The sequence below is a fragment of the Streptomyces kunmingensis genome (assembly GCF_039533535.1).
In the GTDB taxonomy this organism is placed as follows: domain Bacteria; phylum Actinomycetota; class Actinomycetes; order Streptomycetales; family Streptomycetaceae; genus Streptomyces; species Streptomyces kunmingensis.
Genome location: NZ_BAAATS010000009.1, coordinates 1 through 12,110, shown reverse-complemented (window position 1 = coordinate 12,110; position 12,110 = coordinate 1). Strand labels below are relative to the sequence as shown.

Annotated in this window: 11 protein-coding genes and 1 pseudogene; 6 read left to right on the top strand and 6 right to left on the bottom strand. The window is 70.4% G+C overall.

From position 1 onward, the window contains the following. The first annotated feature begins 48 nt into the window (after positions 1-48). The 3 genes from ABD366_RS13375 (at position 49) to ABD366_RS13365 (ending at position 2,808) form a co-directional block, all read left to right on the top strand. Positions 49-1,137 (top strand): GNAT family N-acetyltransferase, encoded by a 1,089-nt coding sequence (locus ABD366_RS13375; protein ID WP_324776919.1) that lies wholly within the window; start codon positions 49-51, stop codon positions 1,135-1,137. Positions 1,138-1,299: 162 nt separating this feature from the next. Then, entirely contained in the window at positions 1,300-1,728 is a 429-nt protein-coding gene (locus ABD366_RS13370) for a hypothetical protein (protein WP_324776917.1), read from the top strand. Positions 1,729-1,938: 210 nt separating this feature from the next. Continuing rightward, positions 1,939-2,808 (top strand): ATP-grasp domain-containing protein, encoded by an 870-nt coding sequence (locus ABD366_RS13365; protein WP_324776914.1) that lies wholly within the window; start codon positions 1,939-1,941, stop codon positions 2,806-2,808. A gap of 74 nt (positions 2,809-2,882) precedes the next feature. Here ABD366_RS13365 and ABD366_RS13360 read toward each other — a convergent pair whose 3' ends face one another. From ABD366_RS13360 to ABD366_RS13345, 4 genes are all read right to left on the bottom strand, one after another. Further along, positions 2,883-3,521, bottom strand: a complete 639-nt coding sequence (locus tag ABD366_RS13360; RefSeq protein ID WP_324776912.1) for a hypothetical protein — start codon at positions 3,519-3,521, stop codon at positions 2,883-2,885. A gap of 72 nt (positions 3,522-3,593) precedes the next feature. Next, positions 3,594-4,022, bottom strand: coding sequence for a VOC family protein (locus ABD366_RS13355; RefSeq protein ID WP_324776910.1), 429 nt, complete (start codon positions 4,020-4,022; stop codon positions 3,594-3,596). A gap of 37 nt (positions 4,023-4,059) precedes the next feature. Then, positions 4,060-8,742: a caspase, EACC1-associated type gene (locus tag ABD366_RS13350; RefSeq protein WP_324776908.1), complete on the bottom strand. Its 4,683-nt coding sequence runs from the start codon at positions 8,740-8,742 to the stop codon at positions 4,060-4,062. Positions 8,743-8,903: 161 nt separating this feature from the next. Continuing rightward, the gene (locus ABD366_RS13345; protein WP_324776906.1) at positions 8,904-9,359 is read right to left on the bottom strand and encodes an effector-associated constant component EACC1; all 456 of its coding nucleotides are present in this window, start codon (positions 9,357-9,359) and stop codon (positions 8,904-8,906) included. Positions 9,360-9,508: 149 nt separating this feature from the next. On the opposite strand from ABD366_RS13345, the gene ABD366_RS13340 reads away from it, so the two are divergent. Beyond that, entirely contained in the window at positions 9,509-9,886 is a 378-nt protein-coding gene (locus ABD366_RS13340) for a DUF6193 family natural product biosynthesis protein (protein ID WP_324776904.1), read from the top strand. A gap of 231 nt (positions 9,887-10,117) precedes the next feature. After that, entirely contained in the window at positions 10,118-10,321 is a 204-nt protein-coding gene (locus tag ABD366_RS13335) for a hypothetical protein (RefSeq protein WP_324776903.1), read from the top strand. Positions 10,322-11,152: 831 nt separating this feature from the next. Here the strand turns inward: ABD366_RS13335 and ABD366_RS13330 are convergent. Further along, positions 11,153-11,317, bottom strand: a complete 165-nt coding sequence (locus ABD366_RS13330) for a hypothetical protein (protein WP_324776901.1) — start codon at positions 11,315-11,317, stop codon at positions 11,153-11,155. Between the two features lie 191 nt (positions 11,318-11,508). Here ABD366_RS13330 and ABD366_RS13325 point away from each other — a divergent pair, with 191 nt between their 5' ends. Next, complete coding sequence (locus tag ABD366_RS13325) at positions 11,509-11,841, top strand: hypothetical protein (RefSeq protein ID WP_324776899.1); 333 nt, start codon at positions 11,509-11,511, stop codon at positions 11,839-11,841. A gap of 140 nt (positions 11,842-11,981) precedes the next feature. Here the strand turns inward: ABD366_RS13325 and ABD366_RS13320 are convergent. Next, positions 11,982-12,110, bottom strand: a pseudogene (locus tag ABD366_RS13320) (IS630 family transposase); the annotation flags it as partial.

Here is a 12,110-nt window from a genome sequence, read left to right as displayed (position 1 = left end):
TGTTTCGCGACCTTTGAGCCCCATGGGGGAACAGGGGGGCGTTCGCCGGTGAAAATCACGACCTATAGACCCGAGGACCTGAGTACCGTGCTCCGCGGTGCCTGGCACGAGACGATGGACGAGTCGCCGGACTACCAGAACCCGTTCCTGGCACCGGAGTTCGCGGACGGGGTCGGCAGACACCGGGGCCGGGCGCGGGTGGCCGTCCTGCGCGAGGGGGGCGAGCCGGTCGGCTTCTTCCCGTACGAGGCGGGCCCGCTGGGCGTGGGCCGTGCCATCGGCATCGGCCTCTCGGACTGCCAGGCACTGGTCCACAGGCCCGGGGTGAGCTGGGACGTACAGGAACTGCTGCGGGCCTGCGGTCTCTCGGTCTTCGAGTTCGACCACCTCGTGGAGGAGCAGAAGCCCTTCGGCCGCTACGTCACGGGTTCGTTCGCCTCACCGGTGCTCGACCTGAAGGACGGCGGCCACGACTCGTACGAGGAATGGCTGCGCGCGACCTACCCCGGCCAGGCCAGGACGACCTTGAAGAAGGAACGCCGCCTGAGCCGCAACGTGGGCGACATGCGTTTCGTCTACGACGAGCGCGACCCGCGGGTGCTGCGCCGGCTCATGGCGTGGAAATCGGCCCAGTACCGCAGGACCGGCCGCATGGACCGCTTCGCCCGCCCCTGGATAGTCGACCTCGTCGACCACCTCTTCGACGTCCGCGAAGATCACTTCACGGGCGTCCTCTCGGTCGTCTACGCGGGGGACCGGCCGGTCGCGGCCCACTTCGGCCCGGTGTCCCGTACGGTCTTCGCGGCCTGGTTCACGGCCTACGACCCCGAGTACGGCTACTACTCGCCCGGCCTGATGATGCACCTGCGCATGGTCGAGGCGGCAGGCCGCCAGGGCGTCCGCCTCCTGGACTGGGGCCGCGGCGAGAAGGAGTACAAGGACTGGCTCAAGACCCGTGAGCTGCGCGTCTGCGAGGGTTTCGCGGGCCGTACGCATCCGGTGGCGGCGGCGCACCGGCTGTGGCGGCGCCCGGTCCGGGGGCTGCGCAACACGGTGCTGGCCCATCCGGTGCTGCGGGAACGGGCGGACCGGCTGCTGAAGACGGTGGGGTCGCTGCGGGGCCCTGCCGGGCCCTGACGCGGCGCCGGGCCATATGCTGCGGCGGGCCTTACGCGTCGCCGGGCCTTACGTGGCGGTCGGCCGGGGCGGTACTCACTCCTGGCAGTACTCACTCCTACTCGGGTGGATCTGAGTACGTGCGCTCTGGGCCGGCGGAGGGCGTCCGGCGACGCTGGGCGTATGGAACAACGATCCCGGAACCACCTCAACCAGCTCGTCCCGGTCCTGGTCATGGCCGGGATCTCGGCCGCGGCATGGGCCGCCTGGCTCGGCTGGGACCAGCACCGTGACGTGCACGCCGACGGCTCGACGACCGGACCGTACGAGGCCTGGCAGGTGCTCGGCCTGGTGGTGACCCTGCTGGCCCCGGCGGTCTGGGCGGCCTCCCGCGGCCACCGGGCCGCCACGGTGTTCGGCACGACGGCGGGCCTGACCGTCGCCGCGTACGTCGACTGGTCGGACGACTCCAGCGGCCTCTTCGCGGTCGGCGTGGCGCTGCTCATGCTGGGCAGCCTCGCGGCGACGGCGACGGTCACGGCGGTGATCACGGCGATGCGGCGCGGGGGCCCGCGGCTCGGCGGGCCGGGGGGCCTGTCGGCACACCGGTGACCCCGGGCTTCCGTGTCGGCACACCGGTGACCCCGGGCTTCCGTGTCGGTGGAGCGGCTGTCACCTGGCTGCTCCGCCGCCTACCTGCTCGGCCACCCGGCTGGTCCTCTGCCTCGCTGCTTCGCCGCCCGTCTGCTCGGCCACCCGGCTGGTCCTCTGCCTCGCAGCTCCGCCGCCTCGCCGGGGCTTCCGCGTCGCTACTGTGGCCGGGTGCCCGCCTCTCTGCTGTTGTGCAACGACCCACTCGCTCCCCGGCGTTGTGACCCGCACTTCGCGCCGCAAGCCGACGCGGCCCGCCGGGCCGGCGCCGCGGTGGCTCTGATCGACCACGACGCACTGCTCGCGGGCCACACCGAGGAAGCCGTACGCCGGGTCCCCCAGGACCTGGGCGCCGCTTGGTACCGGGGCTGGATGATCCCCGCGCGGACCTACGCGGACCTGGACGCGGCGCTGGCCCGCCGGGGCACCCACCTGCGCACCACCGCCCCGATGTACCGGGCGGCACACGAACTCCCCGGCTGGTACGCCACCTTCACCGACGTCACCCCGCCCAGCGCCCACGCGGCCTGCGCTCCGCACCAGCCGCCCGCCCCCGCCACGCTCGCCGAACTCACCGCGGCGCTGCCCGCGGGCCCCGGGATCGTCAAGGACTACGTCAAGTCCCGCAAGCACGACTGGGACGAGGCCTGCTACCTCCCCGACCTGGCCGACACGGCGGCGGTCCGCGAAGTGGTGGGCCGCTTCACCGAACTCCAGGGGGACGACCTCGCGGGCGGCGTCGTACTGCGCGCCTTCGAACCGTTCGACGCGGCGGTGGGGGAGGCCCGGGTCTGGTGGCTGGACGGGGTCCCGCTCCTGATCAAGGCCCACCCCGACACCCCTGACCTGCACCCCGGCCCGGACGTCGACCACCTGCGAGGGCTGGTCCGCGCTCTCGGCTGCCGCTTCGTGACCACCGACCTCGCCCGCCGCCGTACGGACGGCACCTGGCGGGTGATCGAGGTCGGCGACGGCCAGGTCAGCGACCTCCCCGCCAACACGGACCCGGCCGGACTGCTCACCCCGCTCCTTGCGACCTGAGCGATTGCATCGAGCACTACCGGGCACTACCGGGCACTACCGGGCACTACCGGGCACTACCGGGCACTGAAGAGTCACCACCAGCAGTCGACATCCGCCGATCCGCCGCTGACGACGGGGTCGGTGGTCCGGCCGTCGACCCGCAGGGATCCGCCGTCGGGCCCCCACACCAACGCGTACGTCCCACCCTCGACGGGCCGGTAACCATCATCGACCGTCCAGGCCCCGGCCGCGCCCACGGCCAGCCCGGTACGCCCCACCGCGTACACCTCGCCGTTGCCGATCACGAGGAAGGACGTCTCCCGCACCACGGCCGTGCAGCCGTCCGGCCCCGCGGGCCGCAGTACGTGGTACTCCGCACCCGAGATCACGTCGTCCACGGCGCCCCACGCCGTGCCGAGTACCGCTACGGCGACCAGCAGCCGCTGACCCCGCCGTACCCGGACGGCGCGCGGCCCGGACAGCCCCGCCGGGCCGCCCGCCGCCCGGGAGACCCACCGGCGAAGGCCGAGCACCACGACGAGGAGACCCGCGCTCACCGCCCAGCCGGGAACCACCCGCCCCTGGACGACCAGCAGAAGGCTGCTCCAACTCGCTAGCGCGGCAAGGGCCGGCCCTCCGATGCCGGCCGCCACGGAGACGGCGGGCGCCACCTTCACGGCCGTCGGCTTTGTGCGCGTACGGGAACGGGCCCGCGCGCGTGCTTCGGTCATGGCGATCACGTCTCAGTCACAGCAGAGTCAGTCGATGCAGAGTCAGTCCGTGCAGAGTCAGTCCGTGCAGATTCAGTCGATACAGAACTCGTTGTCCTCGATGTCCAGCATCGGGATACACGCGTCGTTCCCGTCGTACAGCGTGCGCACGTGCTTCGCCCCGAGCGGCTCCAGCCGTGCGCGCTCGGCCTCGAGCGCGGCGAGACGCTCCTCACCGACGAGCCCGGTCCCGACCCGCACATCGAGATGCACCCGGTTCTTGACGGCCTTTCCCTCGGGGACGCGCTGGAAGTACAGCCGAGGCCCCACACCCGAGGGATCGACGCAGGCGAACCACGCGTCCTGCTCCTCGGGCGGCTGCGCGCGCTTGAACTCGTCCCACGTACCGAACCCCTCGGGCGGCGGTGGCACGACGTACCCCAGCACCTCGCACCAGAACCGGGCGAGGCGCTCGGGTTCCGCGCAGTCGAAGGTGACCTGGAACTTCTTGATCGACGTCATCGGCCCACGATAAGGACGCCCCACGCCGAACGAAAGGTCAGCCGCAGGACGTGCGGTAGGCCAGGTGCGGAAACAACTGTTTCCACCGGTCTTCGGGGATGCTCATGGAATACGACGCGCAGAGTGCCTTGTAGAGGCGGTCTGTGTCGAAGTCGAGCACGTAGGTCTTCTCGTCTGTCAGTCCGGAGTTGCCGTCGTCCGCGACAGCCAGCCAACGGGGGCCCTGCGGGGAGCTCGCCGGGGGCACATGTATCGCAGCCGCGTTCTCCAGTGTGACGACCTGCGGGGTGTTCCACCGCCCGTCCTTCCCGACGGACCAGATGCGGTAGGGCTCGCTCGTCACCGCGTTGCGGCCGTCGGGGGTCATACCGACCGACGTGACCTGGCGGTCGAGCACGAGGTCGTTGTGCTTCTTCCGGGGGTGAGCGGGGTCGGTGACGTCCCAGAACTCGACGGTTCCATCGCGGAGCGCCGCCGCCAACTCGTCGTTGTGCGTGGGGAAGTAGCCCCCTGGTGCGGCCGGAAGCAGGCCGCCCTTGACGGGGTGCGCGGGCCGGGAGAGGTCCCAGAGCTGGAGGTTGTCCGCCGTCGCCTCGGTGATGAGCAGTTGGGACGAGTCGTCGTACATCGCGCCGTACATCGTCGCCGCTTCGTCGATACGGCCGCCCTTGCGGGGCCGGGCGGGGTCGGTGAGGTCCCAGAACCTGATGTGCCGCCCGTCCTCGACCGTCGCCAGGGACCGCTCCCCGGCGAACCACAGGTTTCCGGTGCTCATGAGGTTGCCGCTCGCCTTCACTCCGACCGTGCCCCGGTGTACGGGCTTCGCCGGATCCCGGATGTCCCACAGCGCGATGTCGGGCTCCTCCAGCGAACCCAGCGCGAGAAGACGACCGTCGAGACTCACGGCGATGCTCGGTGCGTCGGCGGTGAGCCGGATGCCGGGGCTCTTCTTCAAGGCTCCGTCGGAGTCGAACTGCCAGAGCTGGAACATGTGATCCAGTCCCTTGATCCAGTGATGCGCCAGGAACACGGGTGTCCTGCTTCGCGTGAGGAAGTACTTCGCCTCCCACTCCTTCGGCAGGGCGTACCGGACCTTCGGCGCGTCCGGGTCGCTGATGTCCCACACCTTGCTCGTGCGGGTGCTGTCCGCGTTCGTCTGCGTGGCGATGACCAGCTCACCGTCGGGGCTGAACGGGCTGGTCCCCGCCTGGGGCGTGACGTAGATGCCGCCGTCGAACGCGGGCGCCCAGGGCCGGTCGGGCCACAGCCGCACCTCTCCGCCCACCTCACCGGCCGCCAGATAGCGGCTGTCCGGGCTGTAGGCGACCGACTGGGACGGCTCACCCGTCGGCAGAGTGATCCCGGGCCCGCCGTCCACCAGATCCGCCAACTTGCGGTCCGTTTCAGCGCGCTTGGCGCCGTCGGCGCGGTCCGCTCCCGCCAGATATCTGCCGTCCTTGCTGAACGCGAGCGACGGTGTGCCATCCGTTGAACCCCAGCGGTCCATGTACTGCCTCGTCTTCACACGCCGCAGTTCCCGCCCGTCCGCCACCTCCCACCAGGCGATTCTCCCCGCACCGGTCGCGACCACCAGGTCGCGCCGGGGGTGGGCCGCGACCGCCATGACCGTTTCGGTCCGCTCCGTGTCCCGCAGCACGGGCCGGTCCGGATCGCGCACGTCCCACAGCCGCACCTGTGCGGTCCCGCTCTCCGCCTCGGTGTTGCCGTTGCCCGTGATCAGGTGGTGCCCGTCGCGGGTGAACGCCAAGGAGATCACTTCCACCGTGGTGATCGTCCGATGCGTCCGCAGTGTGGGGCGGGCCGGGTCGCTCACGTTCCACAGCCGCAGCAGTCCCTTCTGACTGCCCGCCGCGAGGGTCCGGCCGTCCGCGCTGAACGCCAGCGTGTACGTCACACTGTGGGCGAGCCGGACCAGGGAGATCCGCCGCGGCTTCTGCGGGTCCGCGGTGTCCCACAGCGTCAGTTCGTCCGCCGACTGCGCGGCCAGAATCCGTGAGCGCGGATGGTAGGCGATGACCGCTCCGCTCCTCAGCGTGAACCGGCCCGCCTCCACCGGGTCGGTCGGCTCGGACAGGTCCCACAACTGGACCCGGCCGCCCCGGTGACTCGCGGCCAGGACCTTGCCGTCCGGGCTGAACGCGACGTTGAGAACCGGCTTGCGGTGCCGCTTCTTCGGGACGAGACGGGCCGGTGTGACGGTCGTCGCCGCCGTGTACAGGCTGGAGCGGGACTCCGGGGTCTTCGCGGTACGGTACGCCGCCAGGCTGAGCCGGAGCGCGGTCTGCGGGTCGCGTTCGCGCAGGGTGTCGGCCTGGGTGGCCAGCTCCCTGGCGATCAGGCTCTTCTCCCGGCTCGCCGCCTCCCGGTTCTCGTGGAACGCCCACCCGAAGAGCGACGCGGCCACCAGGACCAGGCCCGAAAGACCGGCGATCCAGGCCCGCGTGACGAAGCGTCGACGCCGACGCGCGTGGTCGCTCGCGGCGACGAAATCCCGTACTACTTGGCGGACGGGGACGGGGACGGGGACGGGGACGGGGACGCGGATCGGTGACGGCGGTGCGGAGGCGGCTGAGCCGGTGGTGACCGCCGGTTGCCCTGCCTGGGTTGTCCGGGCTGCCTGGGTTATCTGGGTTGTCCGGGCTGCCTGGGTTGTCTGGGCCGCCCGGGCGTCGTCCGTCGTGAGTTTCTTCGCCTCCTCCAGGGTGTCGCCCTCGTAGAGGCCGCTCGGCTTCCGTCCCGCCTCGTCCCAGCCCTCCGCCGCCGCGGTCAGCCGCCGCAGTCTCAGCAGGTCGTCCCGCACCTCGTCGATCCAGCCGCTCAGCCGCCCCCACGCGTGCAGCAGCGAGTCGTGGCCGAGCTGGGCGCCGCCCTCCTCGTCGACGACGACCAGGCGGGCGTCCGCGAGCCGGCGCAACAGGTCCTCGCTCCCGGCCAGTTCCTCCGGCGGCACCCGGCGGCGTACCAACCGCCCCTCGCCGTCGGCCACATGGACCATGGCCAGCAGGAGGCTCCGCAGGGCCGTGCGGCCGGTCTCGTCGAGAGCGTCGTAGATCTTGTCGGCGGCCCCGGCCACCGCGCCCCGTATGCCTCCGGCACCGGCGTACCCGGCGTAGGTGAGCGTCGTCCCCTGCCGCCGCAGCCAGATCTCCGGCAGGGCGTAGGCCAGGAAGGGCAGAGCCGCGGCGTCGCCCGCGGTGCGCCGCTCCTCGTTCACATCGCGTCGCAGGAGCTGCGGTACGCCCTCCTCCCACCGCAGGCCCGCGTACTCCGCCGGGCCCACGATCGCCGCCTCGACCTCCTCGTCGCCCAGTGCGGGCACGGCGAAGTGACCCGTCCGCACGACAGGCGCCAGACGGGGGTCGCTCAGGGCGTCGCCGTAGTAGTCGGCGCGCAGCGCCAGGACGAGACGCGGGCCGTCCCCTTCCTCCGAGGCTCCCGCGGTGAGGGCGGCGGCGAAGCGCTCACGTTCGGCCGCGTCCGAGCAGAGTGTGAAGTACTCCTCGAGCTGGTCGATGACGAGGACCCGCGGTGCCCGCCCGGCCGAAAGCCCCGTAGCCCCTGCAGCTCCCGTAGCTCCCGTAGCCCCCGTAGCTGCGGGCGGGCTGAAGCGCCCCCGTTCCAGATCCCGTACGACGTCGGAGGGCGCCCTGCCCACGGCCGCCGCCCACGCCTCGGCGAGCGTACGGAACGGCCACCCGCCCGGCGCGGACACCAGCCGTACAGGGCCGAGCTCCGCCTGCTCCGCGGCCACGCTCAGTCCGGCCCGCAGCAGTGAGGACTTGCCGACACCCGACGGCCCCACCAGGACCACCGGCTCACCGGGCCGCGCCCGTTCGACGCGTCGCAGCAGGTCCCGGGTCAGCTTTTCCCGGCCGAAGAAGAGACGGTGGTGCTCGGGGAGGAAGGGGAGGATGCCGGGGTAGGGGCAGACGGCATCCGGATCCGGGGCATCGGCCACGGGCTGCCCGGTGTCCGGGCCCGGCCGTGCCTCGTACCGGCGGTTGCCGGCGAGGGTCAGTTCGCCCATGCGCGCGGTGCCACCGCCGTACGGGCGGGCCGCGCTGCCCTGGAGCCGCTGGTCGAGCAGCCGGTAGACGCCGCCCAGCGTCAGCCACTTCGGGCCGCCCGCGTCGCCCTCCCGCAGCAGGCTGAGCAACTGGCCGCTGAAGAGGGTGTGTTGCGCGTCCGGTGGGGCGTACGCCAATGCGTTGGGCATCGCGGACGCGAGCAGGTAACTGCCGGCGGGCCGCGCACCGGCGAACGGGTCCGCTGCGGCCTGCCGGCCCGGCTCCCGGGCCTTCCCCGCGAAACAGCAGTCGAGGATCACGACGGGGTCGGCGGCGGCGTCGCTCAGGTAGCGCTCGATCTCCGTGTAGGGGACGGAGTGCGCCATGTCGGCCTGGGACTTGGTCGTCGCCGTCGCCAGGTACAGCTGCTGACCGGGCCCGCGCAGCCCGTGCCCGACGAAGTAGAGCAGAACGGTTCCGCGCTCGTACCGCTCCTCCGTGGGCTCGGCCCGGCCGATGGCCGCCGCCAGTGCCTCCAGGACGTCGCTCGGCGACGCCGGGTCGGTGAGCAGCGTGACCCGGTCGCCCATACCGCACACTGTGCTCAGCGCCTCGGCGACGTCCCGCGCCGACCGCAGAGCGGACGGCAGAGCGGGCAACTGCTGCCCCGGGTGGGTGCCTGCCCCGACCACCAGCGCGTGGCAACCGGCCCCCGTGAGATCAGCCCTCCTGGATGGAGCCCCGCTCCCTGATAGATCCGCTCTCCCTGATAGATCCGCTCTCCCAGGTGGATCCGCTCTCCCAGGTGGATCCGATTTCCCCGGTAAATCAGACGTCCCCCGTGACGACACCGTCAGCCCACCTCTCGCGACGGCCCGACCCGGCCGTCATCCTCCGCCGTATCCCGTGCCGTTCCCCCTGCCCCCGCTTCCGTTCGCTCCTGCCGAAGCGCCGCGGTGACCCGCTCGGCCAGCTCGCTGGTGCCCTGGGCGGTCAGGCCGCGCACCTTCTCCGAGGCGACCACGACCTGCGTACCGTCCGGCAGGGTGATGGTGACGGTCTGGTTCCCCCGGCGACTCTGGAGCCACACCACGACGGCCGCTCCCAGAGCCGCCGTCGGACCACCGGGAGCCAGCAGCAGCGTGATCAGCTCCCCCAACGCGCCCATGGCCCCGTCCGGCGGCGCGACGGCCGCCTCGCGGCGGATGAACCCGCGCAGATCAGGGTCCTGCCGCAGCCACTGATACAGATCATCCGAGACTCCGACCGCGTCCCCGCCCCCGGCGTCGACGGCCACGGTGACTCTCATCTCTGCCCCCCGTCAGGTACAACACATACCTATCTGTCTCAACTGTCCCTGTAGTAATGGGAGTTGGCAATGTCGCATACTGTGAACCCTGCTGAGGGCACCCCACGGTTGCTCTTCCCATCCGCAGTCGAACACGGGATCATGAGCCCATGCCCGAGGCCCCTGACGTCGAGACCGCGTGGACGTGGCTGCTGGAGCGCAGGCCGCATACCCGAGGGTGGTTCGACGACACGCTGCCGCCCGTCGCAGCGGCCGCTCACGCCCAGCCAGTACTGCGCAACTTCTACCCTTTTCACACGCATGGCACGCTCAAGTTCCTCCGCCAGGCACCACCATGGCCTCAGCCGCAACCCAGCGACGACCTGCCCTTCGTCGTACTGGGCGAGCCGCCGTACTCCGTCCATGCGGCCGGCTACGGGAGCCGCCTCGGCGAGGCGCCGACGGCTGAAGACGCGATCGCCTTGGTGGTTGCCAATCTCCCGGCGGACCTGATCGGCGACGGCGACGCGACTGAGCACCGGGGGTGACCATGGAACGGCATGCGCTGGAACAGCTGTTGGCCGGTGACGACGAGGTGTCCGTGGCTGCTCTGGCCGCCCTTCGCATCAGAGAGAGCATGGACAGCCGATGCGAGGAGGGATGATCGATTCTGCCGATCAGAAATGGACCTTCCTGTTCTACTTCACCGAAGACGGCAGGGCGCTGGTGGCCTGCGCCCGCCTGCAACGGTGCGTCCGGTGCAGCACTTCGGAGGGTCCGTGACCGCACTGCCGACGAGCGTCGACCGTGACATCCTCGATCACCGAATCATGTTCGCGCTCAGGACGATCCGCGAAACGTCGGGCTGCACGATTCATGAGGCCATCGACGCGTTCGCGGTCAGATACGACGAGCTTCGCCGTGATCGTCCGGACGACTTCACTGTCGGGCCCGAGGAGTACGGCCGAGGCTTCTACTCCTGACCGGCGAGAGATCCCGAAAACCGTCGTGGCGCGAGTCACCGTGAGTTCCCAATCCATCGGGCACGGGAAGGGTCCGCAGTTTCGCCGACCCGGCGCCTGACTTCAGCGCGGATACCCAGCACCAGGGACGCGAAGAGCAGAACGAAGCCCAGCACATCGAAGATCACGCATACCGCGAAGGGCGCCGAGAGCAAGCGTGGCAGTCCACGTGAGATGGCCAGAAGCCCGACACCAATGAGTAGCCAGATGCCGCATCGGCGTTCCATGTGGCCCCCCTTCGGCACACCGGAAGATGTCGGCGCGAGTGTACGCACAAGCTAGGCGGACTGCCCTGAGTCTCGACCATGGACAGAAGCAGCACGCTCACCCGAACCCCACCCACCTTAGCCACCATCCCGTCCGCCGTTGACCCACACACCGTGGAGCGAGCGTCGTTCGGACACCCGGCGCGGGGCAACGAGCCACACGGACCGACTGCTCAGGGGGCGTCGCGGTCGTCCGTGACTTCCGTCGTTGATGTCAGGCCTGGATGCAGAAGGGGGGCCACCTCCGAAAATTCTGAGGTGGCCCCCCTTCTGAACTGGTGCCCCCGGCAGGATTCGAACCTGCGACACCCGCTTTAGGAGCGAGGTTGGGCGACTTGGCGGCTGACCTGCGGAAGGAACTCTCTGGCGGATGTAGGGTGCACACCCTGCTGGCGCCTGCCGTTCCCTGTGGCTCCCCGCTCGTTCCGGCACGGTTGTGGCACGAGGAAGAGGCCTTGTGCCAACAGCTTCACTTCTGAGTGCTGTGCGGGCGCGAGCGGACCGTGCCGACGGGTGGGGCTAGCGGTTACGCCACGACTATGCCCATGACGACCAGAGCCGCCACGAACAGCGCGATGCAGCCGCATGCGGCACTGGACGCCTCGTCAATGATGCCCTTGGGCTTTGGCCGTGACTTCTCGTAGTCCCTGATCCCCCGAGCCACTGCACGCTGGATTTCGTCTTCGTTCACGCGAACTTCCCCCTGGTCTCTGTGCGTTGCTCGGTTCATGCCAACCTATCGTCAGGGCCGGTATGGGACCGGAGCTGCTATGGGCCGAACGCGGACCACTGAGGACCGACCCAGGGACGGCCCGAAACTCTCGACTCCCCCCATGCTCTGACCAGCTAGCATCGCGACCGGTGCAGGGATGGGGGCTCACCATGGCGATCGGCCGCAAGGGTTCACGACGCATCGTCGTCGACGGCACGACTTACCGCTGGCGCCTGCGCCGCCGGCCCACGTATGACCAAGCTCTCTGTGACAAGCCGTGTACGTACGCAGTGCAGCACGCAGATGACCCCGGCACGACCCTCGTCGTCACCACGAACCAGCCGCATGCCAGCAACTGGTTCGGAGCGCCGAGCGCCGCGGTGCTGCCCAGCGATGTCAGCACCGCCATCACATCGGCCCTCGCCCAGGGCTGGCACCCGACACGTCCCGGCGCACCGTTTCACCTGGACCGGTCCGACGGATTTGCCCGCTTCCGACCCTGACGCGGCTTTTCTCTGCGCCCGCTTCGTCCCGAAGCAACTTGAGGCGGCCGTTGTGCTTGGGCCGCGGTGTCTGTCACCTGCGCCGTTGGTCCGCTGACGTCCACGGTTGTTCGCGGTTGTGCGTCGCGGTTGTCACGCAGTTACTGACCTTGTCGGGGTGTTGTCGGATGATGCGTCAGCTCGAGCCCGGTTTCGGTCAGGCAACCGTCGAGCAGGTTGGGACGGAGCTGGATGTGCCGCAGGCCGCGGCGGAGGGTGCGTTCGAGGTG